Annotated in this window: 15 protein-coding genes; 4 read left to right on the top strand and 11 right to left on the bottom strand. The window is 74.6% G+C overall.

The window, feature by feature from the left end; genetic code table 11:
• Positions 1 to 49 precede the first annotated feature (49 nt).
• On the top strand, positions 50 to 721 hold the full coding sequence (locus tag ABZ457_RS15540; protein WP_359158028.1) for a hypothetical protein: 672 nt from the start codon (positions 50 to 52) through the stop codon (positions 719 to 721).
• A 25-nt stretch (positions 722 to 746) separates the two neighbouring features.
• Here the strand turns inward: ABZ457_RS15540 and ABZ457_RS15545 are convergent, their stop codons facing one another.
• From ABZ457_RS15545 to ABZ457_RS15560, 4 genes are all read right to left on the bottom strand, one after another.
• Positions 747 to 1,607, bottom strand: coding sequence for a DNA-formamidopyrimidine glycosylase family protein (locus ABZ457_RS15545; protein ID WP_359158029.1), 861 nt, complete (start codon positions 1,605 to 1,607; stop codon positions 747 to 749).
• Positions 1,608 to 1,837: 230 nt separating this feature from the next.
• Positions 1,838 to 3,268 carry a wax ester/triacylglycerol synthase family O-acyltransferase gene (locus tag ABZ457_RS15550; protein WP_359158031.1) on the bottom strand — a complete coding sequence of 477 codons (1,431 nt, stop codon included), beginning with the start codon at positions 3,266 to 3,268 and terminating at the stop codon, positions 1,838 to 1,840.
• 152 nt (positions 3,269 to 3,420) lie between these two features.
• Positions 3,421 to 5,493 (bottom strand): SpoIIE family protein phosphatase, encoded by a 2,073-nt coding sequence (locus tag ABZ457_RS15555; RefSeq protein WP_359158032.1) that lies wholly within the window; start codon positions 5,491 to 5,493, stop codon positions 3,421 to 3,423.
• 46 nt (positions 5,494 to 5,539) lie between these two features.
• A complete protein-coding gene (locus ABZ457_RS15560; protein WP_359158033.1) occupies positions 5,540 to 6,736 on the bottom strand; it encodes a DUF6777 domain-containing protein in 1,197 nt (398 codons plus the stop codon).
• Positions 6,737 to 6,949: 213 nt separating this feature from the next.
• Between ABZ457_RS15560 and ABZ457_RS15565 the strand changes: the two genes are divergently transcribed.
• The 3 genes from ABZ457_RS15565 to ABZ457_RS15575 all read left to right on the top strand — a co-directional run bounded on the left by ABZ457_RS15565 (position 6,950) and on the right by ABZ457_RS15575 (position 9,892).
• A complete protein-coding gene (locus tag ABZ457_RS15565; protein WP_359158034.1) occupies positions 6,950 to 7,771 on the top strand; it encodes a YndJ family protein in 822 nt (273 codons plus the stop codon).
• 80 nt (positions 7,772 to 7,851) lie between these two features.
• Positions 7,852 to 8,361, top strand: coding sequence for a DUF1990 domain-containing protein (locus tag ABZ457_RS15570; RefSeq protein ID WP_359158036.1), 510 nt, complete (start codon positions 7,852 to 7,854; stop codon positions 8,359 to 8,361).
• A gap of 124 nt (positions 8,362 to 8,485) precedes the next feature.
• Positions 8,486 to 9,892, top strand: coding sequence for a lipase maturation factor family protein (locus tag ABZ457_RS15575; protein ID WP_359158037.1), 1,407 nt, complete (start codon positions 8,486 to 8,488; stop codon positions 9,890 to 9,892).
• Positions 9,893 to 9,981: 89 nt separating this feature from the next.
• Here ABZ457_RS15575 and ABZ457_RS15580 read toward each other — a convergent pair whose 3' ends face one another.
• The 7 genes from ABZ457_RS15580 to ABZ457_RS15610 form a co-directional block, all read right to left on the bottom strand.
• Entirely contained in the window at positions 9,982 to 10,152 is a 171-nt protein-coding gene (locus ABZ457_RS15580; protein WP_018848251.1) for a hypothetical protein, read from the bottom strand.
• A gap of 337 nt (positions 10,153 to 10,489) precedes the next feature.
• Positions 10,490 to 11,956: an SDR family NAD(P)-dependent oxidoreductase gene (locus ABZ457_RS15585; RefSeq protein WP_359158038.1), complete on the bottom strand. Its 1,467-nt coding sequence runs from the start codon at positions 11,954 to 11,956 to the stop codon at positions 10,490 to 10,492.
• Between the two features lie 593 nt (positions 11,957 to 12,549).
• The gene (locus ABZ457_RS15590; RefSeq protein ID WP_359158040.1) at positions 12,550 to 15,150 is read right to left on the bottom strand and encodes a PA14 domain-containing protein; all 2,601 of its coding nucleotides are present in this window, start codon (positions 15,148 to 15,150) and stop codon (positions 12,550 to 12,552) included.
• Positions 15,151 to 15,400: 250 nt separating this feature from the next.
• Complete coding sequence (locus ABZ457_RS15595; RefSeq protein ID WP_359158041.1) at positions 15,401 to 16,162, bottom strand: (2Fe-2S)-binding protein; 762 nt, start codon at positions 16,160 to 16,162, stop codon at positions 15,401 to 15,403.
• Positions 16,163 to 16,267: 105 nt separating this feature from the next.
• A complete protein-coding gene (locus ABZ457_RS15600; RefSeq protein ID WP_359158042.1) occupies positions 16,268 to 17,185 on the bottom strand; it encodes a hypothetical protein in 918 nt (305 codons plus the stop codon).
• Positions 17,186 to 17,187: 2 nt separating this feature from the next.
• Positions 17,188 to 18,963 (bottom strand): sulfite reductase subunit alpha, encoded by a 1,776-nt coding sequence (locus ABZ457_RS15605; protein ID WP_359158089.1) that lies wholly within the window; start codon positions 18,961 to 18,963, stop codon positions 17,188 to 17,190.
• Between the two features lie 5 nt (positions 18,964 to 18,968).
• On the bottom strand, positions 18,969 to 24,668 hold the full coding sequence (locus ABZ457_RS15610; protein WP_359158043.1) for a glutamate synthase-related protein: 5,700 nt from the start codon (positions 24,666 to 24,668) through the stop codon (positions 18,969 to 18,971).
• Positions 24,669 to 24,934 lie beyond the last annotated feature (266 nt).

The raw sequence follows: 24,934 nt of genomic DNA on the forward strand, positions 1-24,934 counted from the left end.
TGCGTATTCCAGGGTGACCGCCCGTAACACCAGCGCCCGAGGAGTGCCGATGACCCCCCAGCAGCCGCACGGCGATGTGGCAGCGTATGCGCTGGGCGTCCTGGAACCTGGTGACGCGTTCCGCTTCGAGGACCATCTCGCGGAGTGCGTGATGTGCGCGGTCCGGCTGACCGAGTTCACCGCCGTGGCGAGGGCCGTGGAGGATCTCGCGGGCCCCTCGCGCGAGCTGGTGACGCCCGCGCCGCAGCTCCTGGACCGCCTCACCGACCATGTCCGGGTCCGGCGCCGCCGGGAGAGCAGACGGCGGCTGCGGCTGGTCGCGGTGGCGGCGGCGCTGATCGTGGGACTGCCGGTCGGGGTCGCCGTGACGCAGGACTCCGGGCCGGTGGCCGTGCAGCGGGTGGTGGCGACCGACCCGGTCTCCGGGGTGCGGGCCTCCGTCGCCCTCCAGGACCACGGCTGGGGGACGTCCGTCGCCATGCGGCTCAGCGCGCTGCCGGGGCCGCGGACCTGCCGGCTCGTTGCGATCGGCAAGGACGGGACGGAGCATCCGGTGATGAGCTGGTGGGTTCCGGCGGAGGGCTACGGGGTCGGGGAGGCGACGGGCGAGAAGGCCGGTCCGCTGGACCTCCAGGGCGGAACGGTCCTGCACCCGGGCGAGATCGGGCGCTGGGAGGTCCGGGGGCAGAACGGGGAACGGCTGCTGTCCATCGGCGACTGACCGGGCGTGGCCCCCTGCCCCGGTGTCACTTCAGCAGGCGGGAGAGCCTGCGGTCCGCGAGCGGCTTGCCCCCGGTCTGGCAGGTCGGGCAGTACTGGAGGGACGAGTCGCTGAACGAGACCTCCCGCACGGTGTCCCCGCACACGGGACAGGGCTGCCCGGTGCGGCCGTGGACCCGCAGTCCGCTCTTCTTCTCGGACTTGAGGCTGCCCGCCGCGACCCCGCGCGAGCGCTCGACGGCGTCCCGGAGGGTGGTCCGCATCGCCTCGTAGAGGGCGGCGGTCTCGGCCTCGTCCAGGTTCTTGACCGGCTTGAACGGGGACATCCGGGCCGCGTGCAGGATCTCGTCGCTGTAGGCGTTGCCGATTCCGGCGATCATGCTCTGGTCCCGCAGCGCGCCCTTGAGCTGCCGCTTCTCCCCCGCGAGGACCCGGCGGAAGGCGTCGGGTCCGAAGTCGTCCGCGAGCGGGTCCGGGCCGAGGGAGGCGATCTGCGGCACATCGGCCACGTCCCGGACCAGGTGGACGGCGAGCCGCTTGGTGGTGCCCGCCTCGGTGAGGTCGAAGCCGCTGCCGTCGTCGAGCACGGTGCGCAGGGCGAGCGGGCCCTTGCCGGGGCGCGGGGGTGTCGCGGGGAACTCGTCCTTCCAGCGCAGCCAGCCGGCCCGGGCGAGATGGATCACCAGATGGAGCCCGCCGGCCCCGATGTCCAGCCACTTCCCGTGCCGTTCGACGCCGGTGACCTCGGCGCCCTCGATCGCGCTCAGGGGCGGGTCGTAGGTCTTGAGCACGCTGATGGCCAGGGGCACGACGCGGGCGACGAAGCGTCCGTCCAGACGGTCGGCGAGAAAGCCCCGCAGGGCCTCGACCTCGGGCAGCTCGGGCATGCCTCCACCCTGCCGCACGGCGCGGCGGCCCGCGCGGTGTGCGGCACGTCTTCTCGTGCCGGGCTACCGGGGTGCGGGGGCGCGGTCGTCGGCCGGGGCGGGCGCGGTCGGGGGCGCCCGGCCGACGCCGGGCTCGGCCCGCCCGGTCCGATGCCCCGGCCACGCGGGTACCGGGGTGCGGCCGGGCAAGGGCGCCGCGGGCCTGGCCCGTCGGGCCTTGTGGGCCCGGGCTACCGCTGGGGTGCCGGCACGGGGCGGCCGGAGGATCCCGGGGCCGGCCCGGCCGGGGCGGTGGGTGGTGCGTCCGCGTGGACCGCCGCGCCCAGCGCGGCGAGTTCCGTGGTCAGCGCCGCCGCCAGGCGGTCCACGTCCGGGACCGCCTCGCCGTCGGCGACCAGGCCCGCGTGGACGCGCCCGCCGTGGGTGGTGAGGGCGATCGCGAGGGACTGGCCCCGCGCGAGCGGGGCCATCGGGTACAGCGCGTGCAGCGGGCAGCCGCCGAAGGAGAGGGCCGCGCGCGGGAGCGGGACGCTGGTGACGAGGACGTCGAACAGCATCCGGGCCGCCCCGCCCGCCAGCGACGCGCCGAGGCGGTGGGCCAGGGGCGGGAGCTGGTCGGCGAGCAGGGCCACCGCCCCCGCGCCCCGTGCGGGCCCGGCCGCCTTGTTGCGGTCCATCGCCTCGCGCACCGCGCGCAGCCGCAGCAGCGGGTCGGGTTCGGCGACCGGCAGGTCCAGGAGGTAGGCGGAGAGCTTGTTGCCCGAGCCGGGCGGGCCCCCGGGGCGGCGGCGTGAGACGGGCACCAGGGCGCGCGGGCCGACGCCCGGGAGCGCGTCGCCGCGTTCGCGCAGCCAGCGCCCGAGCCCGCCGGCGACCACCGCGAGCAGCACGTCGTTGGCCGTGCCGCCCGCCGCGCGCCGCACGGCGTGCACCGCGTCCAGGGGCAGCACGGCGGTGCCGAGCCGGCGGGTGCCGCTGGGGGCGGCGCTCAGGGCCCGGGGCCCGCGCGGGTCGAGCCGGCTGGCCCGGACGACGGAGGCCCCGACGCCCACCGCCCGGCCCAGCTCCTCCATCCGCGACAGCGCGAACCCCGCGAGCCGCCCCGGTCCGGCCGACCAGGAGCGCGGGGGCACCGGGCGGGGGCGGCGGGTGCCGGTGGTGCGGGCGTCGGCGATCTCGTCGAAGATCCCCGCGCCGATGGCCACCGCGCGCATACCGTCCGCGAGGGCGTGGTGCAGCTTGACGAGGACGGCGAAGCGCCGCCCGTCCGCGGACCGGAGGAGATACATCTCCCAGGGCGGGCGGCCCCGTTCGAGGGGGCGCCCCATCAGCCCGCCCGCCGCGGCGGTCGCGGCGGCCTCGAAGTCCTCGCCGTCCAGGCGCACCTCGTGGACGTGCCGCCGGACGTCGAAGTCGCCGTCGGTGCTCCACGCGGAGCCGCCGACGGGCAGCAGGACGTCGCGCACCCGCATCCGCAGCCGGGGGACGGCGGCCGCGCGGGCGGCCAGCAGGGCGAGGAGGTCGCGCTCGGGAGCGGCGGGACGGGCGAGGCCGGCCGGGCCCGCGTCGAAGACCGCCAGGGCACCGAGGTGCATGGGATGGCCGTCCGATTCCAGGTGCCAGAACGCCAGGTCGAGCGGGGCGAGAAGCTCAGTGCTCACGGTGGTCCTCACTGTCACGGAGGCCGGGGGTGTCCGGAGACCCGGCGAGCACGAGTCAATCGCCTACGGTCGGTTACGGTCAAGTACGGTCCATTCACGTACGGTTAACAACCATCCGGTTGACACCGCCGGCGGCCGCCCGGCACGGCCCGTCAGGGCGCCTCGCGGTCCGGGATGGCGAACTCGCACCACACGCACTTGCCGCTGCCGCGCGACTCCACGCCCCAGGCGTCGGAGATCCGGTCCACCAGCATCAGGCCCCGCCCGGAGACCCCGGACTCCCCCGCGTCCCGGCGGCGCGGCAGGGCGCTGGAGCGGTCCTCGACCTCCACGCGCAGGCGACGTCCCGGACCGGAGAGCACCCGCGCGGTGACGACCGCGCCGCCGTCGGTGTGCATCAGGGCGTTGGTGATGAGTTCGTCGGCGGCGAGTTCGATCTCGTCGGCCCGGTCCCCGGCCCCCCAGGCGCGGACCGCGGCCCGGACCATGTGCCGGGAGGAGCGCAGCGCCTCGGGGTCGTTCTGGGCGACGTGCTGCTGGAGGCGGCCGCCGGCCTGCGGGGCGACGGCGCCCCGGCGGCGCAGGAGGAGCAGGGCCACGTCGTCGTCCCCGCCGCGTTCGTCCACGACCTCGCAGAGCCGGTCGGCGAGGAGCTGGAGGTCGCGGGGGCCGCTGTCGACCAGGGCGGTGAGCAGCTGCATGCCGTCGTCGAGGTCGGCGCCGGGCTGCTCGACCAGGCCGTCGGTGTAGAGGAGGAGGGTCTGGCCGGGGTCGAGTTCGACGGTGCTGACGGGGTACTCCAGCCGTCCGAACTCGGCGGACAGCCCGAGCGGCAGCCCGCCGTGCACCGGGAGCCTGCGGCAGCTGCCGTCCTTGTCGCGGAGCAGCGGGTCGACATGGCCGGCACGGACGATCTGGACCACGCCGGTGGACAGGTCCGCCTCCGCGTACGTGCAGGTGGCGAAGCGGTCGGTGTCGAGTTCGTGCAGGAAGACCGAGGCGCGGGCCATCACGGTGGCCGGGGTGTGGCCCTCGGCGGCGTAGGCCCGCAGCACGATGCGGAGCTGGCCCATCACGGCGGCGGCGTGGGTGTCGTGGCCTTGGACGTCGCCGATGACCGCGCCGACCCGGCCGCCGGGCAGGGCGATGATGTCGTACCAGTCGCCGCCGATGTCGCGGCCGAGGCGGGCGGAGCGGTAGCGCACGGCGATCTGGGCGCCGGGCACGTCGGGGATGCGCCGGGGCAGCATCGCCTGCTGGAGCCCTTCGGCGAGGTCGTGCTCCTGCTCGTAGAGCACGGCCCGCGCCAGGCTCTGGGCGATGCTGCTGCCGAGGGCGACCAGCAGATTGCGCTCGTCGGGCGTGAAGCCCTGCTTGTCCCGGTAGAGCAGGCCGAGCGCCCCGATCGGCCGGGCCTGGGCGATCAGCGGTAGATACGCGGCGGCCGAGATGCCGAGCCCGCTGATGTGCGGCCAGAGGACCGGGTAGGAGGCGGCGAAGTCCTCCTCGGACTCGATGAAACGGGGGGCGAGGGTGCGCACCACCTCGCTCATCGGGTACTGCTCGTCGACGCGGGTCCAGCGGGTGCCCGGCACGAAGGAGCCCTCCGGGCCCTCGGCGACCAGGTGGATGCGGCCCGCCTCCAGCAGGCCCATGACGAGACTGGTGGCGCCCAGCAGCTCCAGGCCGTCGGAGTCCTTGAGCAGCTCGATGACGTCCTCGACGGTGCGCGCGTGGGCGAGGGCGGCGGTGGTCGACTCGACGACGCTGGTCTGCATGCGGCGGGATTCGTCGAGGTCGAGCCGGGCCGCCGAGTCGGCGATCTCCTGGGTGGCGTCGCGGACGATCCCGATGATCCGGACCGGGCGCCCGGTCTCGTCCCGGCGGACGCAGGCCTGGGTGTGGGTCCAGCGCAGGGTGCCGTCCCGGCGGCGGACGCGGAAGTAGGCGCCGTAGTGCTCGGCGCCGCGCTTGAGGGCCTGGGTGACGAGGGTGTCCAGGCGGATGGCCTCGTCCGCGGGGACCCGGGCGGAGAGCGACTCGGGGCGGCCGCTGTACTCGTCGGGACGCATGTCGAAGACGTCGAGACCGATCGGGTCGAGGTGCATCAGACCGGTCCCGAGGTCCCAGTCGAAGCAGCCCATGCGATTGAGACCCAGACTCACATCCGCGTGTGCCGGCCAGTCGTCGGGGAGCGACAGGGCACCCGCTGCCCGATCAGCCATGCAGCCACTCTGCCATCATTCGCCCCATCCCACGACCGGATCGCCGTCACCCCGTGAGGGCGCCGGTCCCGGCGTCGGGGCCGGTGCCGGAGCCCGCGTCCGGGCCCGCGTCGGGCCCGGTGTCCGCCCCTGGGTCGGCCCCCGCGTCCGGCAGCGGAACGTCCGGCTCCACGGGGGCCGGCTCGGGCGCGGTCTCCTCCTGGGGGGCGGGCGGTTCGGGGGCGGGTTCGGCGGGCCGGCGGGGCGCGGAGCCGTAGGGGTCGGTCCCGCCGGAGGCCGGTGCGGTGCCCTGCGAGGCGCCGCCCGGCACCCCGGAGCCGGAGCCGGTGGTGCCCGAGGGGACGGAACCGGCGTCGGCGCCCGTCTCGGAGCCGTCGGTGCGCTTGAGGTCGGAGAAGACCTCCTCGGCGGCCACGGGTGGCAGCACCTCGGGGCGGGCGTCCTCCTCGCCCCGGGTGCCGGAGGGGCGCTCGATCCAGCTGCTGTCGGTGACGCTGACGATCACCAGGTTGTTGATCACCTGCGCGGCCGGTTTGACGACGACCGCCCGGTCCGCGCGGTACCCGGTCCAGGGGGTGCCCTGGGCCTCGGGCGCGCTCTTGGCGGCGACCGGGGGGCTCAGCGGGTTGCCGCCGGCGCAGCGCACCCGGGGCGCGCCGTAGTGGTCCACGAGGACCGCGGTGCCGGCCTGGAGGACGCCCTGCCGTGCCGCGGTCCTCCCGTCGGTGAAGCCGTGGGCGGTCACCCGGGTGTCGGCGCGCAGCACGACGGGGGTCAGGCCGCGCAGGAACGCCGGGACGTCGCCCTTGCCGACCCCGGCCGCCTCGGCGAAGGCGCGGGTGCGGTCCTTGTGCCGGGTGAGGTGCTTGATCTGGGCCGGGACGTCGCAGCTGGCGGTCTCGGGGATGCCGCCGTAGAGACCGGGGGTGGCACCGGAGAGGGTCCGCAGGGTGGTCCCGCCGCCGGAGGGGCTGCGGGGGGCGGCGGTGACGGGCGGGGGCGCGAAGGCGGCGGTGGAGACGGCGGTCGAGGGGGTGTAGGGGTCGGGGCCGGGTGCGGCGAGGGGCTGGAGGAGCAGCGCCTCCGGGCCCGCCGCGCCGTCCGCCCCGCCGCAGCCGGCGGCCAGGAGGCCCACGCACACCGCGGCGGCGGCCGCGGACAGGCGGCGCACCGGCGCCTTGAGCGGCTTCGGGGACCTGAGCGGCTTCGACGGCTTCGGCGACTCGGCCTTGGTCGGTGACATCGGTGGCATCGGTGACATCGGTGAACGCACCAGGTTCTCCCACTCTGCTGTGTCGCGCTTGTGTCGCGCTCCGCTCGGGCGGCGCTTGCTGTCTCGTGGTGACCTCTCATTTCTGACGGATCGCCAGACGAGTCGCGACTTGAACGCGTTCAACCGAGTGCGTAGGCTCACCGCCAGGGAGTTGAACACGTTCAATCCAGGGGGTGGGAGCCGGTGTCCGTACTGGTCAACCTGATCGTCGCGCTCGGCATGCTCTGTGTCGTACCGGCCGGGCTGCGGCTGATCGAACCCGCGCCGGGGGCCGCCATTCGGCGGGCATGGCCCCTGTTCGCGGTGGCGGGTTCGGTCTGTCTGTGGCTGCCGCGCGGGACGGCGGCGGTCGCCCTCGTCGGGGTGTACGCGGCGGGCACGGTCCTGCTCGCCTGCGAGGCGCCGCGCCGGCTGCTGCGGCGGGGCACGCCGCCGGGGCCGGCCGAGGCGGCGGTGCTGACCGCGCTCGTGGCGCCGTCGGTCGCCGCCGTGGCCCTTCTCGCGGAGCGGTCCGGGACCGAACTCCTCGGCTTCGACCTGGAGATCCTGGCGCTGACCGTGCCGCACTTCCACTACGCGGGGTTCGCCGCCGCGCTGGTCGCCGGGCTGGTGTGCCGGGCGTCCGGCGGCCGGCTCGCCCGTTTCGGCGCGCTGAGCGTCCCGGCCGGCACCCTGCTCGTCCTCGTCGGCTACTTCGTGGACGACTGGGCCGAGTTGGCCGGCGCCGTGGTGCTGACCGCCGGGATGTGGGCCGTCGCCCTCGTGACCTGGCGCGATGTGCGCGGCGGCGGGCGGGACCGGGTGACCCGGTGGCTGCTGGGCGTCTCGGCGGCCGTCCTGGTCGCGACCATGCTCCTCGCGCTGAGCTGGGCGGTCGGCCAGGCGACCGGACTGCCCCACCCGAACCTGGCCTGGATGGCCGCCACCCACGGCCTCGGCAACGCACTGGGCTTCGCGCTCTGCTCGGTGCTCGCCTGGCGACGACTGAAGGAGACCCCCGCGTGAACGCCCGACCGCATCCCCGACCGAATCCCCGCCCGCGTCCACGTCCCCGTACGACCGGTGGCGCGCCCGGGCCCGACCTCGTGCTGACCTATCCGGAACGGGGCGCCACCCGCCACGAGCCGCTGCCGGAGGGCTACCACCATCTGCGGCGCACGGAGTGGATCGGCCACGGGCGGGCCGCCTTCGAGGCGGCGGGCACGAGGGTCATGACCTGGGCCGCCCACCGCGCCACCGGGGCCCGGGTGGCGGCCACGGCCGGGCGGGCCGAGCCCGGAGTCCGGGTCCGGGTCTCACTGGGGGCCGGGCCGCTGCGGATGGCCGCGCCGTGCGAGGTGCTGTGGACGGTGGAGGAGCCGGACCGCACGGGTTTCGCGTACGGCACGCTCACCGGGCATCCCGAGTGCGGCGAGGAGTCCTTCCTCCTCGAACTGCGGGGCGACGGGTCGGTGTGGTTCACGGTGACCGCCTTCAGCCGGCCCGCCGCCTGGTACACCCGCCTCGCGGGGCCGGTGGTGCCGGTCGCGCAGCGGTGCTACGCGGGGCTGCTGGCGCGGGGGCTGCGGCGGGCGGTGGCGGCGGGCACGGGCTGAGCGCGGCGCGCCGGCCCTCGTGCCCGGACCGCGCACCCCGGGCCGCCGGCCACCGGTCGCACCGGGAGCCGACCCCCGGGGTTGGGAGGCGCCCGGGCCGCCTGCCGCCGCGATACTGGGAGGGATGGAGTGGTTCGGTGACGACGCCTACTGGCTGAGCCGGCTGGTGTTCCAGCGGGCGCTGGCCGCCGTGTACCTGGTCGCCTTCCTCGCCGCCGCCCTCCAGTTCCGGGCCCTGATCGGGGAGCGCGGGATGCTCCCGGTGCCCGCCCATCTGCGCCGGAACCCGGCCCGCGCGGCGCCGACGCTCTTCCGGCTGCACTACTCGGACCGCTTCTTCGCCCTCGTCGCCTGGGCCGGGGTGCTGCTGTCCGCGGCTCTGGTGGCGGGCGCGGCCGACCGCCTGCCGCTGGGTGTGGCGATGGCCTGGTGGGCGCTGCTGTGGGTGCTGTACCTGTCGATCGTCAATGTCGGCCAGACCTGGTACGGCTTCGGCTGGGAGTCCCTGCTCCTGGAGGCCGGGTTCCTGGCGGTCTGGCTGGGGAACGAACGCGTCGCGCCGCCGGTGATCGTGCTGTGGCTGCTGCGCTGGGTGCTGTTCCGGGTGGAGTTCGGCGCCGGGCTGATCAAGCTGCGCGGGGACCGCTGCTGGCGGAATCTGACCTGCCTCTACCACCACCACGAGACCCAGCCGATGCCCGGCCCGCTCAGCCGCCTCTTCCATCTGCTGCCCCGGCCGGTGCACCGGGCCGAGGCGGCGGCCAACCATGTGGTCCAGCTCGGCGTCCCGTTCCTGCTGTTCACCCCGCAGCCGGTGGCGGGCGTGGCCGCCGGGCTGATCGTGGTGACGCAGCTCTGGCTGGTGCTCTCGGGGAACTTCGCCTGGCTGAACTGGCTGACGATGGTCCTGGCCCTGTCCGCCGTGGACTTCTCGCCCCTGGTCGCGTCGCCCGCGCTCCCCGAGGCCCCGCTCTGGTACGCGGTCGCCGTGTGCGCGGTGGCCGCCGTGCTGCTCGTCCTGAGCGTGCGCCCGGCGCGCAATCTGCTCTCCCGCCGGCAGGCGATGAACCGGTCCTGGGACCCGCTCCACCTGGTCAACTCCTACGGGGCCTTCGGCACGGTGAGCCGGGTGCGCCAGGAGATCGTCGTCGAGGGGACGGCGGACGCGGTGGCCGGGGAGGGGACGGTGTGGCGGGAGTACGCGTTCAAGGGGAAGCCGGGTGCCCCGGGCAGGCTGCCGCGCCAGTTCGCGCCGTACCACCTGCGGCTGGACTGGATGATGTGGTTCGCCGCCCTCTCCCCCGCCTACGCCCGCTCCTGGTTCCCCGGTTTCGTCGAACGCCTGCTGGCGGGCGACCGGGACACCCTGCGCCTCCTCGCCGCGAACCCCTTCCCCGACACCCCGCCCGCCCTGGTCCGGGCCCGCCTCTACCGCTACCGCTTCACCACCCGCGAGGAACACCGCGCCACGGGCGCCCACTGGCACCGGGCGTACATCCGGGAGTTCCTGGGTCCCACGCGGCTGCGCTGACCCGGGGCTCCGGGCCCCGGGGTGCAGCTCACCGCAGGAGCCGGGCCCCGCCGGGGCCCGGCTCCTGCGGTGTCGCGGTTGTGCGCGGGCTAGTCGATGCCCGGCAGGATGTGCGGCTCGGCGAGGTCTTCCTCGTAGCCGGCCAGCCTGATCGGGGCCGAGCGGGCCCACACTTCGAGGTTACGGATCTCGTCGGCCTTGCCGGCCCGTTCGCCGCCGGAATCGGACGGCCGGGTCTCGTGCTTCAGATCTGGTGTCACCGCGCACTCCTCATGTGTCGCGTAACGGGAACAGGTTCGGTTGGGTCGCGGTGGCGCAGTCAACTCGTGCGGGACCGCGGCCGGGTTGAGGACCTGTCCCAGGAGGGCCGAGGGGGACCGAGTGAGTCCCTTGGAGGCCGTCCAGCTCCACACAGACTAACCAAATGAGCGGCCCCGTGCTCGATGGGGCCACTAGTTCCGCCCAATTCAGGCCAACGACCCCCTCCAAATGGACAGCGGCCGGTACGCCTGCTGGCGTACCGGCCGAAAAAGGCCACAAAAGGGGCGAGTTACGCGGAGTGTCCGATACCGGTCGATGTGCCGGTCCGACCCCGGGTCACCACTTGCCGGGGGCGTAGTCCTTGAGGAAGCAGCCGAACAGATCCTCGCCGCTCTCGCCGCGCACGATGGGGTCGTAGACCCGCGCCGCGCCGTCCACGAGGTCGAGCGGGGCGTGGAAACCCTCCTCGGCCAGGCGTATCTTGTCCGGGTGCGGGCGCTCGTCGGTGATCCAGCCGGTGTCGACGGCCGTCATCAGGATGCCGTCGGACTCGAACATCTCCTGGGCGCTGGTGCGGGTGAGCATGTTCAGCGCGGCCTTGGCCATGTTGGTGTGCGGGTGGCCCGCGCCCTTGTAGCCGCGGCTGAAGACGCCCTCCATGGCGGAGACGTTCACCACGTACTTGCGCCGGCCCGCGGCGGCGGCCATCGCCGGGCGCAGCCTGCTGATCAGGATGAACGGCGCCGTCGAGTTGCAGAGCTGGACTTCGAGGAGTTCGACCGGGTCGACCTCGGAGACCGTCTGGATCCAGCTGTTGGTGTCGTGGAGGTCGGGTACGAGGCCGCCGGCGTCGATCGCGGTGCCCGCGGCGATGCGCGCGGGGGTGGCCGAGCCGCTGACCAGGGCGAGGTCGGTGACGTCCTGCGCGCTCAGGCCCTCGCCGCCGGAGGAGGGCAGGGCGGCGACGGAGTCGACGGCGCCGCTGCCGAAGGTGCCGATCACCTGCGCCGGGGGCAGCTCGCCCGCGGGCAGCGGGGCGGACTCGGCGAGGACCAGCTCGCGGTAGGCGCCGGGCGAGCGGCGGACCGTCTGCGCGGCGTTGTTGATCAGGATGTCGAGCGGGCCCTCGGCGGCGACGGAGTCCGCGAGCGCGACGACCTGGGCCGGGTCGCGCAGGTCGATTCCGACGATCTTGAGGCGGTGAATCCACTCGTCGCTGTCCGGCATCGCCTTGAAGCGGCGGATCGCGTCGTTGGGGAAGCGGGTGGTGATGGTGGTGTGGGCGCCGTCGCGGAGCAGGCGCAGCGCGATGTACATGCCGATCTTGGCACGGCCGCCGGTGAGCAGGGCGCGCTTGCCGGTCAGATCGGTGCGGGCGTCGCGGCGGGCGCGGTTCTCCGCGGCGCACTCGCGGCAGAGCTGGTGGTAGAAGGCGTCGACCTCGGTGTAGCGGGACTTGCAGATGTAGCAGGACCGGGGGCGCTGGAGGACGCCCGCGATCTCACCGAGGACGGAGGAGGAGGGGAGCAGGCCCTGGGTCTCGTCGTCTATCCGCTCGGCCGAGCCGGTGGCGGTGGACTCGGTGACGGCGCGGTCGTGGGCGGTCTTGGCGGCCCGGCGCTCCTGGCGGCGGCGCTGCTTGACCATGCGGTAGATACCGGCGGTCGCCCGGCGGACGGCGATCGCGTCGGGGTGGTCGACGTCGATCTTGTCGAGCTCGTCGAGCACGCTCAGGCAGACAGCCAGACGCTCGGGGTCGATGCCCGGGCCGTACGCCACGGGGCTGTCCTCTGTCAGGGTCATCGCCTTCGCTGTTCCTCGGTCACTCGAATGCCGTCGTTCCAAAAGCGCGATTTTACTGACCGGAGGGGGTCCCGCCAAATGATCTCCGTCACGCCGGAGGCCGGGCCGGAGGAGGACGGGCCGGAGGGGGCGTCCGAGGAGCGGCCGATGACGTGCGCCCGGGGGCGCGCCCCGCGTGCGCCGCGGATGCGCCGGAGTGCGCCTGGCCAGGGCCTTCGGCGCCCCGCCGGAAGGTGGCCGGATCACGACCGTCCACATGGTCCAGACCTCTGGCGGTACGCAACCGCTTGCACACCGTGACCGCACGGGCACTCTCCCGGCCCGTGCGGGCGAAACGTGTTCCCACCGGTGAGCCGCGCACGCATTTTCGCGCCAGCTTTCACCGAGTCCACACACTTTTCGTGCTCCCCGCCCCACCATTGATCGCGCACAGGCCATGTCGAGGGGGCGGGGCATGCACGGACCGGGGGGTCCGGCATGCCCCGCGGGGGCGGATCGCGGGCCGGCCGCCGTGCGGACGGCGCACGGCGGCCGGCCCGCTCCGGGACGTCGCGGGACGCGAGGGACCTCCCGCCGGACGGGCCCCTGGGCGGTCAGGAGCCCGCGCACTCCATCGACGCCGGGTCGGACGCGTCCCGGAGCAGGGCCTCATGGGCCGCCCTGACCCGTTCCGCATCGGGCTTGAGCACCTTGCGGTCATAGGTGAGGAGCCCGTTCAACTCGCCCTCCACATCGGAGATCTGGGTGTAGACCGCGCCGTTGCTCCCCTTGCAGGCCAGCTCGCGCACGTTCTCCAGCTGGGCGAGGTACTCCTCCGTGTAGCGGTCCTGGTCGACACCGACATAGGTGTGCTGGACCGGCCAGGCGTGACCGGGCACGGCGAGGCCGAGGCCGCCGTACTCCCCGCTGACCAGGGCGCGCACCCCGTCGGCGGCCGGGAGCTGCGGGTCCGGGTAGCCGTGCGCGTCGGCGATGTCGCCGTTGCCGCCGTCGACGGCCCCGCAGCAGTTGAGCCCGCTCATGTTGTTGATCAGCCGCGTCGGGTCCCACGCCTTCGCCTGGTCGGCGACCCGGGCCTGGTCGTACTGGCCCCAGCCCTCGTTGAAGGTGACCCACATGACGACCGAGGGGCTGCTCGCGTGCTGGTCGATCATCTCCTTCATCTCCCGCTCGTACTGGGCGCGGGAGGCGGCGTCCGGGTTGACGGTGTTCATCGACGGCATGTCCTGCCAGACCAGCAGGCCGAGCCGGTCGGCATGGTGGAACCAGCGGTCGGACTCCACCTTGATGTGCTTGCGCACCGAGTTGTAGCCGAGCCTCTTGTGCGCCTCCAGGTCGTACGCGAGGGCCCGGTCGGTCGGCGGGGTGTGCAGGCCGTCCGGCCAGAAGCCCTGGTCGAGGGTGGCCATCAGGAAGACCGGCTCACCGTTGAGGACGATCCGGCGCCGGCTGTCGACCGTCTCGACGCCGATGGTCCGCATCCCGAAGTAGCTGCCGACCCGGTCGGTGCCGACCGTGACCTCCAGCCGGTACAGATGCGGGTCGTCGGGCGACCACAGGCGCGGGTCGCGCACCGGCACGGAGAGGGCCGAGCCGGTCCGGCCGGTCGCGGTGCCGACCTTCCGCTTCCCGTCGTACGCGGTGGCCGTGACGGGCACGCCGTCGCGCACCCCGCCCACCTCCACAGCGAGCCGCTCGCCCGCCACGTCCGGGGTGAGCTTCAGCGAGCCCGCGTGGTCCCGCGCGACGGGCTCCATCCACACCGTGCCCCAGATGCCGGAGGACGGGGTGTACCAGATGCCGCTGGGGTCCAGGCGCTGCTTGCCGATCGGCGGGTTCTCGCCGTCCCGGGCGTCGGTCGGGTCGTACACGCCGACGACGAGTTCCTGGGTGCGGCCCGGCTTCAGGGCGTCGGTGACATCGGCGCTGAAGCGGTCGTAACCGCCCTTGTGCCCGGCCGCCTTGACACCGTTGACGTAGACCTCGCTCTGCCAGTCGACCGCGTCGAAGTTCAGCTTCAGCCGCTTGCCGTCGCCGATCCGCCAGTCCCCGGGGACGGTGAAGGTGCGCCGGTACCACATACGGTCCTCGTGCCGCTCGATGCCGGAGAGCTGGGACTCGACCGGGTACGGGACGAGGATGCGCTCGCCGAGGGTGCGTCCGAACGGCGGCTTCTCCCCGGCCTCGGCCGCGGCGAACTCCCAACGGCCGTTGAGGTTCTGCCACTTCGTCCGGGTGAGCTGCGGTCGCGGGTACTCGGGGAGGGCGTTGCGCGGGCCGACCTCCTCGGCCCAGGGGGTGCGCAGACGGTGGGTGGAGCGGTTGGGTCCGCTGCTCCAGAAGGCGTCCACGGCGTCGCCGTTCTGCGCGGTGAGCCCGCCGGCGCCGTCGTAGCGGATGTCGGCCAGGCCCTTGCCCCTGCCGTCCTTGGTGCCGACGACGGGCTCCTTGAGGCTCACCAGGAGCCGGCGGGCGTCGGCGGGGTCGCGCCGGACCGTGCCGAGGGGCCATGCGGCGCCGCCGATCACCGCGTCCAGGTGGTCGGTGAGCCGGGACGGCGGGCGGTCGAGCTTCTGGGCGAAGTCCAGGCGCAGGGTGCGTCCGTCGGCGAGGACGGTGGCGGCGACCGCGCCGTCGTAGGACCAGCCGTCGGGGAGGCGGAACGCGGAGGACGGGACGGGCCGCTTGGCGCCGCCGGGCTCGGTCCAGCGCAGCCGCAGGTGGGAGCCGCCGAAGTGCTCGAAGTACTCGATCCGGATGTCGTACTCCTGACCTGCCGTGAGGTCGATCGGGTCGGCGGTCTGCTCCTTGTCCCAGTCGTCCACCCAGTGGTCGATGGCGAGGCGGCCGTCGACCCAGAGGCGGAAGCCGTTGTCGCCGATCATGGAGAAGGTGTGCGCGCCGCTGCGTTCCGGCACGATCTTCCCGGTCCAGCGGACGCTGACGTCGTCGGAGCGTCCGGTGGCGGCGGCGAGACGGGTCTCCAGGGTGTCGAAGTCGATGGACGGGTCGAAGCCGGTGGCCTTCAGTTCGGCGAAGTCGAAGGCGCCCGGGGCGGAGTGGGTGTAGTACTCGCCCTTGAGACCGTGCGGTGCGGGTGGCGGGTCGGCGGCGGACGCGGCCGGTCCCGCGGTCAGTCCGGCCAGGCCGAGGGCGGCGGCGAGCAGTAGCGCCGCGGTTCTGCGGATGCGCACGATTCCTCCTTGCTGCTGGATGCTGCTGAGGTGGCGTCGGTCGGCGGCTCTTGCGGGCCCCTTCGGCAACGTTGTCGGAGCGTTGTTCCGAGTCGGGGAGCCCGTTCTCTACAACGTTGGAATGAGCGGCAGTTGGCATCAGAGCACGCGGTTCCGGTTGCTGTCCAGGCTCATGACAACGACGGGAACGGTTGATTTTCCAACGTTGAAGAAGTGTGCAGGTGGGCGGTCGCCGGGCGCTGTGCGGGTCTCAGGCCGTGGGAGTGGTACGGGGCGGGTGGTCGAAGGCGCAGTCGCCGCAGAGGCCGCCGGCCGGGCAGCGGTAGTAGAGGCAGCAGGAGCGGCGGCGCGGGCCCCCGCCCGCCCAGAAACCGGGGCTCGCGCCCCGCTCCCCGTCGCCCGTGTCCCGGGCGCGCAGGGTCGTGGCCAGCTCGGGCCCGGTGAGCAGCCCGGAGGCCAACTCCCGTGCCCGGCGGCTGACATGGGGCCTGCCCTCGCGCTCCGCCCACACCGTCAGCTCGCGCACCGCGCCGGCCAGCGCCGACCCGGCGTTGCCCCACAGCAGCCGCTCGGAGATCCGGGTGTCCCGGCGGAACGCGGCGTGCAGCGGCACCAGATGGCGTTGCTGCACGGTCTCGCGCAGGGCCTCCACCCCGGCGGGCAGGGAGCCGGCGCGGCTCAGCAGCAGGTCGTCCGGCGTGGTCCGGCGCGGGTCCCAGTGCAGCCGCTCGGGGTCGAGGTCCGGCAGCCTGCCGTGCAGGGCGGCCGAGCCGAGGGCGATGGACCACAGCCGCGCGGCGAGGCCGAGATGGGCGATGGAGGCGGCGATCCGGCGCTCGGGGGCGGCCAGCCGCGCGGCGACCGCGTCCACGCGGACGGTCAGCGGCGAGTCCGGGCCGGGACCCGCCGCGTACACGGCCGAGAGCGGAGTGCTCCCCTCGCCCGGCCCGCCCGCGCGCAGGGCGAAGAACCCGCCCACCTCGGTGGTCTCCGCCAGGTCCGCCAGATCCATCCGTGCTCCTCCTCGCCCCTCCGGGCCGCCCCGCACGGCGGGCCCGGTCACGGGCAAGCATGGCGTGCCCGGCGGCCCGTCCGGCACCCGGCCTCCCGGTGGCGCCTAGGGGAGGGAGGCGGCGAGGTGCTCCCACGCCCGGTGCACCTCGTGCCCGACGATGCCGAACTGCGTGATCACCGCGACGCAGCGCCCCTCCTCGTCGTCGAGTTCGATCGCCGAGGTGGGGCCGTGGGCCGCCGTGGAGCGGACGAGGTGGCAGGCCCGGACGCCCGCGAGGTCGAACTCCACCGAGCCCTCCCCCACCGCCGCGAACACCCGCCCCCCGGCGGTCCGGTCGGTGACGTGCACCCGGCCGCCGCACGCCTGCATGGCCGACGGGGCGAAGACCGCGACGCCGATCGGCAGCCCGACGGAGCAGACGTGGTCGAGCACCGCGGGCAGGACACCGGCCTCGATGACGCGGTGCTCCCCGCGGTAGCGGTCGAAGGCGCCGCGCCGGGCGGCCCCGCCGTCCAGGAGGACCGCGTCGAGCTGCGCGAGCTGGTCGCCGTGCTCCCACTCCGGCACGGCGGGGGCGGCACCCGGCGCGGTGACCGGCGCCCCGGGGACGGCGGTGCGGGCGAGTCCGGCCAGCAGGCGGTCGCCCTCGGAGAGCAGCCGCCCCTGGTGCACGGTCCGGCCTGCCGCGTCGACCAGGCGTACGGCGACCGAGCCGGTGCGCCGGTCCCGCGCGATCACGGCCGACGCCACACCGGCGCCGTCGACGCGCAGCGCGATCGCGCCCGGGTCGACCGCGAACGCTTCGCCGCGCAGGGTCGGGACGGCGTAGGCGCCCGCCTGGTCGATCCGGGCGACCGGCCCGCCGGTGACCGCCTGGACGTGCCGGAAGAGCGTCAGGCACCGGGCCAGCTCCGGCATCCGGGCGTCGATCAGCCGTACGCTGCTGTGCCGCCTGCCGCAGCAGGTCTCGAACGCGCAGTGACCGGCGGGGTCCCGCGGTTCGGGGTGATGGTCCGTCATCCTCAGTACACGTCCCGCACATAGCGCTTGGCGCGGCGCAGGTCCGCGAGGTACTCGGCGGCGTCGTCGTCACCGCGTCCGCGCTGCTCGGCGACGACGCCGAGGAGGGCCGCGTCGACGTCCTTCGCCATGCGGGAGGCGTCGCCGCAGACGTACAGGTGCGCGCCGTCCTCCAGCCAGGCGTACAGCTCGCGGGACCGCTCGCGCATCCGGGTCTGCACATAGACCTTCTCGGCCTGGTCGCGCGAGAAGGCGAGGTCGAGCCGGCTGAGCACACCGCTCTCGCGCAGCGCGGTCAGCTCCTCCTCGTAGACGAAGTCGCGGGCGCGGTGCCGGTCGCCGAAGAACAGCCAGTTGCGGCCGGAGGCCCCGCGCGCGGCGCGCTCGTGCAGAAAGCCGCGGAACGGCGCGACGCCGGTGCCGGGGCCGATCATCACCATCGGGGCGTCGTCGTCCGCCGGGACGCCGAAGGAGGCGTTGGGCTGCACGAAGACGCCGGCCGCCGGGTCCGCGCCGAGCCGGTCGGCGAGGTAGGTGGAGGCGACGCCCCCGTGGCGGCGGTCCCCCCGCGTGTACCGGACGGAGGCGACGGTGACGTGGACGCGGCCCGGGTGGGCGAGCGGGCTGGACGAGATCGAGTACTGGCGTGCCTGCAACGGGCGCAGCAGCGGCAGCAGTTCCCCGGCCGCCGGTGCGGCGGGCCCGGCGTCCCGGAGGAGGTCGAGCACGTCCCGGCCATGGAGCCAGGAGTCGAGGTCCGGCCGGTTCCCGCGGGCGACGACCGCGGCCAGCCCGCTCGACGGCGCGCGCTCGGCCAGAGCGGCGATCAGCTCCTTGGACGGGGTGCGGATCTCGTGCCCGGTGCGCAGCGCCTGGGCGAGCGGCCGCCCGTCCGCTTCCTCCTCGCCGCTCGCCCCGAGGTGCGCCAGGAGCGCGCCGACCAGTGCCTCGTCGTTCACCGGGACCACGGCGAGGGCGTCGCCCGCCTCGTAGGTGAGGCCGCTGTCGGCGAGGTCGAACTCGTAGTGCCGGATCTCCTTCGCGCTGTCCGGCGAGGACAGCAGCCGGTTCACCGCGAGCCGGGAGCGGTAGGGGGTGCGCCGGTTCCACGGGGAGCGGGGCCGGGGGGTCGTCGCCGTGGCCGTGCCCGCTCCGGTGGGGGCCGGTGCCGTGCCGGGGGCGGCCCCGGTGGTGGTCGCTCCCGTCTCGGCGGCGAGCCGGTCCAGGACCGTGGCCGTCCAGGCGGCGGCGGGCTCCTCGAAGTCCACGTCGCAGTCCACGCGTTCGTGCAGCCGGGTCGCGCCGAGCTGCTCCAGGCGGGTGTCGATCACCTTCGCGGCCCGGCAGAACTCGTCGTAGCCCCGGTCGCCGAGCCCGAGGACCGCGTAGCGCAGGCCCTCCAGCCGCGGTGCCGTGCCGGACCGGAGGGCCTCCCAGAACAGCCCCGCGTTGTCGGGCATCTCGCCCTCGCCGTAGGTGGAAATGACGAGGAGGACGTGGGACATCGCGGCCAGCCGCTCGGGGGTGACGGCGTCCAGCGGGGTGGCGGTTCCGCCGAGGCCGCGGGCGCGGGCCCCGGCGACGAGTTCCCCGGCGAGGTACTCGGCGTTCCCGGTCTGGGTGCCGAAGAGGACGTCGATCGTGGCTGCGGGCGCCCCGGCCGCGGCGGTGTCCCGGCGGCCTGCGGCGGCGATGCCCGCGATGAACCCGGCGAGCCACGCCTCCTGCCCGGCGGTGAAGGGGGCGTCGGCCGGGATGAGGGCGCCCGTCGGGGGCATGAGGGTCACGCGGTCACCGTCTCGGTCGGGGCCTGCGGGGCACGGCGGCCGGCGATGTCGTCCAGCGCCGCGGTCGCGAGCAGTTCGTCGAACCGGGCGGCGCGCACCCGGCCGGTGTTCTTGAGGGTCTGGTGGATGATCCAGCCGTAGGTGCCGGGGGCGTCCACGCTGAGGTTGTTGCGCTGCCGCAGGGCGCGCTTGTAGTCGTCGAGGCGCTTGCTCGCGACGAGGGCGGCCAGCTCCTCGTCGTCGAACCGGTCCAGGGTGCCGCGCAGGTGCGTCACGACGCGCTGCTTGACGAAGTGGTCCTCGGTGAGCACGAGGTTGCGCACGGCCGCGGCGACGCGCGGGTCCTGCGGGCCGGTCGCGCCCGGCACCCGCTGGAGGGCGAGGCCCTGCGCGGCGGCGAGCACCGTGTACGAGGACAGCAGGGAGAACATCTCCTCGGTGCCCCGGCCGCCGCCCTCGCCGAGGGCCGGGGCCCGGCCGCCGAGGACGGTGCGGCGGTCGCGGTAGTCGACCTTGAACGCGCGCAGCTTGTCGGTGGCGATCGAGGTCGCCAGTTCGTCGAGGAGTTCGGTGCGGGTGGCGGCGGCCAGGATCTCCCCGGCGTCCTGGTAGAGCAGCAGCGCGCGGGGCATTCCGCAGTACACGTGCCGCCGTTCGCCCTCCCAGTCGGCCAGCAGCCGGGCGGCGAGCGGGGAGCCGGTGGCCTCCAGGTGCCAGGTCAGGAGCAGTCGTACGGCCGCCTCGTGGAAGGCGCCGTGCCCGGTGTCCGTCACCGGGAACACCAGCAGCGAGTCGGCGCTGACCCGGCCGGGCAGTTCGCCCGAGGGGTCGTACTGGTAGAGGAACCCGCCGCTCATGCCGTTGCCGAGGCCCTTGCCGAAGCCCCCGAGGTTGAGGACGGTGCCGCCGGTCATGTACTCGCAGCCGAAGTCGCCGAGTCCTTCGACGACAGCGGTGGCGCCGGAGTTGCGCACGGCGAAGCGGTCGCCGGCCTCGCCCTGGACGAAGGTCCGGCCGCCGGTCGCACCGAACAGCGCGAAGTTGCCGACGAGCACATTGCCGCCGGGTCCGGGGCTGCCGCCGCCGGGGGCGCGGACGACGATCCGGCCGCCGCTCTGGCTCTTGCCGACGCCGTCGTTGGCGGTGCCGGTGTGGTCGAGGGTGATGCCGTCGTTGCAGAACACGCCGTAGGACTGGCCGGCGGACCCGGTGGTGCGGATGTGCACGGCGCCGTCGACGAGACGGCGGCGGCCGCGGTCGTCGGTGGTGACGGCGGGGGCGTGCGCGAGGTCGTCCGGCCCGTGGTTGAGGAGCCGTTCGACGTCGATGCCGAGCTGCCCGCCGACCGACTTGTCGCTGTTGCGAAGGCGGATCCCCTCGACGAGCACGGACGGTTCGCGCCGTTCGAGGAGCGCGGCCCGGACGCGCTCGATCAGGGCGTCGTCGGTGGTGAAGTCCCTCTCCAGGTACCGCGGGTGCTCGACGGTCTTCTCGGGCAGGCGCGCGAGCAGCCGGCGGACGTCCAGGCGCCCGACGCCCGCCGGGTGGTCGAGCAGTTGCAGCAGGTCCGTACGGCCCCGGGCCTCGCGGAGCGAGCGCAGGCCGAGGCGGGCGAGGATGCCCCGCACATCGTGCGCGATGTTGAGCAGGTACTGCGCCAGCGCCCGCGGATCGCCCTCGAACGCCTCGGCGTTGGTGGTGAGCCCGGCGGGGCACTTCACATTGCAGTTCTTCGCCATGACGCAGCCGAGCATCATCAGCGCGGTCGTGCCGAACTCGAAGCTGTCGGCCCCGAGCAGCGCGGAGGTGACGACGTCCCCGCCGGTCTGGTGCGCGCCGGAGCAGCGCAGCACGACCTTCCGGCGGAGCCCGTGGGCGACCAGTGCCTGGTGCACCTCGGCGACGCCGAGCTCGGCCGAACGCCCGGCGTACTTCAGGCTGGTGACGGCCGCCGCGCCGGTGCCGCCGGTGTTCCCGGCGACGTTGATCACGTCCGCGCCGGCCTTGGCGACGCCGACCGCGATGGTGCCGATGCCCTCGGAGGACACCAGCTTCACCACGACCCGCACCCGCGCGGCCTTGCAGTCGTGGATGAGCTGCGCGAGGTCCTCGATGGAGTAGGTGTCGTGGTGCGGCGGCGGGGAGATCAGCTCGATGCCGGGGGTTCCGCCGCGCGCGGCGGCGATGTCGACGGTGACCTTCGGCGCGGGCAGCTGGCCGCCCTCGCCGGGCTTGGCGCCCTGCCCGATCTTGATCTCCAGTTCCCGGAGCATCGGGTCGGCGAGGTAGCCGGCCCAGATGCCGAACCGGCCGGACGCGAACTGCTTGATCCGGGAGCCCCGGATGGTGCCGTAGCGGGTGTGGTGCTCACCGCCCTCGCCGCTGTTCGACATGCCGCCGACCATGTTGGTGCCGTGCGCGGCGGCCTCGTGCGCGGTCGCCACGAGCGCGCCGTGGCTCATCGCGCCGGAGGCGAGGGCGCGGGTGATCCGGTGCGCCGGCTGCACCTCCTCGGGCGGCAGGCTCGCGGGGGCGCTCCGCAGGAGGGTGAGGAGTCGCGCGGCGGCTGCGGTGGCCCGGAGGAGGACGCCGTCGGGGGCCGCGTCGAGGGTCTGGACCTCGCCCGGGTACGCGAGGGCGAGGCCGTCGGCGAGGGCGGTGTGGCGCCGGACGCCGTCGGGGTCCAGGCACGGGGCGGGCGCCACCGGCGCGGCGGGCGGGGTGGGCCCGGTGGCCGGAGCACTCTCGGCGGCCCGGGCTGCGGCGGGCCCGGCGGGCGGAACGCATTCCGCGGTCGGGGCGGCGGCGGGCTCCGGGGCGGTGAGGCTCAGGCGGACGGTCACGGCGCCGCCGTCCTGCCGCTCCGCGCCGGACGCGGTGCCGCCACCGTCCGTGACGCTCGCGTGGACACCGCGGACCGTGATGCTCGCGTTGCCGGTCGTGGCGAACCGGCCCAGCTCGCGGGCGAACTCCTCCGGGGTGCGCAGGCCCGTGACGTCCGCGGGCAGCGCGAGGACGTCACGGAGCGCGGAGGGGCGCCGCGAGCGCTCCTCGTGGGTCGCGCGCAGGAAGGCGTGGTAGCCGGGCGTGATCCGGAACGCGTCGATCTCGGCGTCGCTGAGCGCGTCGTACCCGGTGTGGCGGTACGCGGCGTCGGTGATGCCGAACGCGTCGCCGAGCCGGCCGAGGGTGAGCAGGCGCAGCGCCTCCGGGTCGCCGGGACGGCCGAACGCGGGCGGCTCCTCGGTCATGCCGCCGAAGCCGCGCACGGCCGTGAGCCCGAAGGAGTGCCCGGCGCCGTCCGAGCGCTCCTTGAACAGGCCGAGCAGCGGGATCTGCTGCTCGGTCGCCACCGTGCGGGCGCGCTCGTGCCAGTCCGTCGCGGCCTGCGCGATGCGCTCGAAACCGACGCCGCCGACCGGGGCCTCCAGATGCGGGAAGATCCGGGCGAGCACGTCGTCACGGGTGTCGAGGTAGTTGGGTTCGAAGAACTCGCCGCCGATGTAGCTCTCGGCGGTGCACAGCCCGACCCGGCCCATGGTCTTGGCGAGCGACTTCTCGGCCGCCTTGCGGAACCGCGCCAGCGCCCGGTCGGTGCCGGTGAGCTCGCCGGCGGGCGCCGGGGCGCTCGGGTGCTTCTCCTCGGCGCGCAGCCGTGCGCTGAGGCTGTAGACGGCGGAGGCGCCGAAGCCGAGCGCGGTCGCGACGTGGTGCGAGGAGGGGAGCTGCCCGCTCTCGGCGACGATCGAGACGCGCAGCCGCAGTCCGGTCTCGATGAGGCGCTGGTTGACGGCCGCGACGGCGAGGACGACGGGCAGCGGGGCGCGCGCCGAGGAGATCGCCCGGTCGCTGAGGAGGGCGATGCCGCCGCGCTCGGCGGCGAAGTGCTCGACGTCGTCGCAGAGCCGCCGCAGCGCGTCCCGGAGGGCGTCGGCGTTCGCGGTGGTGTCCCCGGTGACCGGCTCGTAGAGCATGTCGAACCGCTCCAGCGGCACGATCCGCTGGTCGCGCAGCCGGACCATGTCGAGGTGTCCGAGGACGGGCGAGGAGAGCACCAGCTGCCGGCCGTTGGTGTTCCCGGTGCCGTCGGGCTTCGGCCCGAGGGCGACCCGCATGCTCATGCCGTCCGCCTCGCGGATGCTGTCCAGGGGCGGGTTGGTCACCTGGGCGAAGCGCTGCGAGAAGTACTTGGCCATACCGCCCTCGGTGTCGCTGAGCGCGTTGATGGCGTTGCCGTAGCCCATCGCGGAGATCCGCTCCGCGCCGCTCGCGAGCATCGGGTCGAGCAGGAAGCGGAAGCTCTCCTGGTTCAGCGAGTACGCCACGTACCGGCCGGCGAGGCTCAGGTCCCCGTCGTAGCCGAGGGTCGTCGTGCCGCGCTCGTACACGGGCGCCGGCAGGTCGTCGAGGTTCACCCGTGCCGCGGCGAGGAGTTCGGGGTACGGGCGGCGCGCGGCGAGGGCGTCGAGCACCTCGCGGGTGCGCATCCGGCGGCCGGTGCGGTGGTCGACGACGAGCATGCCCCCGGCCTCGATACGGCCCCGGTGCACCACCTCCTCGTCGGGGAACGCGACCTGTCCGGCCTCCGAGGACACCAGGAGGTACGCGGCGGTCTCCACGGTGCGCAGCGGGCGCAGGCCGAGCCGGTCGAGGCGGGCGCCGATGACGTCCCCGTCGCTGAAGATCACCGCCGCCGGGCCGTCGTTCTTCTCCTCGTACAGCGAGAAGTACTCCAGCATGTCCCGGACGGCGCCGGGCAGGGTGCGGTCGTTCTCCCAGGCGGGCGGCATCAGGGACACGACGGCCTCGACGAGGTCCAGGCCGTCGTCGAAGACCCGGCTCTGGAGGGTCTGGTCGAGGCGGCTGGAGTCGGACTGGCCGGGCGGGCGCACGATGCTCCGGGTGCGGGCACGGGCGAGGGCCTCGTCGGAGAGGCGGTTCTTGCGGTCGGTGTTGAGTTCGCCGTTGTGCGCCATGAGGCGGAACGGCTGGGCCATGGTGGGGTGCGGCTCGGTGTTCGTGGAGAACCGGGTGTGGAAGTAGAGGGAGCGGACGGAGTGCCGGGGGTCGCCGAGGTCGCGGAAGTACCCGATGACCTCGGCGGAGTTGAGCCGGCCCTTGAGGACCTGGGTCCGCGCGCTCAGCGACAGCGGGTACAGCCCGGTGTACGCGTCGTCGGCGTAGGCGGCGGCCTCGATCGCGAGCAGGGCGCGGTGGGCGGCGGCGTCGACCTCGGAGCGCGCCCAGTCCCGAGGGGCGCGGAACACCCATTGCACGATGGGCAGTTGGTACTGCTCGGCGGCGGGCGGGGCGACGGTGTGGTCGACGGGCACCTCGCGTACCAGCAGGACCTCCAGGCCCTGTGCGGCGATGCTCCGGCCGACGAGGTCCACCGCGCTCTCACGGTGGCCGGCGGTGGTCGGCACGAAGCAGTTGGCGGTGCCGAAGTGCCCGGCGCGCAGTTCCTCGCCGGTGAGCGCGCGGAAGAACTCCACCGAGAGGTCGATGCTCACGCCCGCGCCGTCCCCGACTCCCTCGGCGGACACCCCGCCGCGGTGCGGGATGGCGCGGAGTGCTTCGTCGCCCTTGCGGATGACGTCGTGGTCCGGGGTCCCGTCGAGGCGGGTGAGGAAGCCGACGCCGCAGGCGCTGTGGTCGCGGGCGGGGTCGTGGAGGCCGGGCGGGTTGTGGTTCAAGGGGCGAGTCCTCTGAGCGGATACCGGCAGCGGACGGCCAGGCTGCGTCGGTGGAGCGCTCGCCGCGGGCCGGCCGGTGCGACGGCCGGGCCCCGAGTGGTGCGGTGAGTAAGGTAAGCCTTACCTGATGTGATCCGCAAGCGAGCGGGGCGCCCGCGCGGTGCCCCTGAGGGCCCCTAGGGGGCGACAGGGGCGGCACGGAGCGCGCACGGGGCGCGCGCACACGGCGAAAGCGCCGATGCGGGCGCGCGCGGCGGGGCGGCGAA

This window comes from Streptomyces sp. NPDC005805 (genome assembly GCF_040630445.1).
Taxonomy (GTDB): Bacteria; Actinomycetota; Actinomycetes; order Streptomycetales; family Streptomycetaceae; genus Streptomyces.

Excerpts from the sequence above, each read along its gene's own strand:
- ABZ457_RS15575 (WP_359158037.1), top strand. The coding sequence starts at position 8,486 with ATGGAGTGGTTCGGTGACGACGCCTACTGGCTGAGCCGGCTGGTGTTC.
- ABZ457_RS15585 (WP_359158038.1), bottom strand. The coding sequence starts at position 11,956 with ATGACCCTGACAGAGGACAGCCCCGTGGCGTACGGCCCGGGCATCGAC.
- ABZ457_RS15595 (WP_359158041.1), bottom strand. The coding sequence starts at position 16,162 with ATGGATCTGGCGGACCTGGCGGAGACCACCGAGGTGGGCGGGTTCTTC.
- ABZ457_RS15545 (WP_359158029.1), bottom strand. The coding sequence starts at position 1,607 with ATGCCCGAGCTGCCCGAGGTCGAGGCCCTGCGGGGCTTTCTCGCCGAC.
- ABZ457_RS15555 (WP_359158032.1), bottom strand. The coding sequence starts at position 5,493 with ATGGCTGATCGGGCAGCGGGTGCCCTGTCGCTCCCCGACGACTGGCCG.
- ABZ457_RS15540 (WP_359158028.1), top strand. The coding sequence starts at position 50 with ATGACCCCCCAGCAGCCGCACGGCGATGTGGCAGCGTATGCGCTGGGC.
- ABZ457_RS15600 (WP_359158042.1), bottom strand. The coding sequence starts at position 17,185 with ATGACGGACCATCACCCCGAACCGCGGGACCCCGCCGGTCACTGCGCG.
- ABZ457_RS15560 (WP_359158033.1), bottom strand. The coding sequence starts at position 6,736 with ATGTCACCGACCAAGGCCGAGTCGCCGAAGCCGTCGAAGCCGCTCAGG.
- ABZ457_RS15605 (WP_359158089.1), bottom strand. The coding sequence starts at position 18,963 with ATGCCCCCGACGGGCGCCCTCATCCCGGCCGACGCCCCCTTCACCGCC.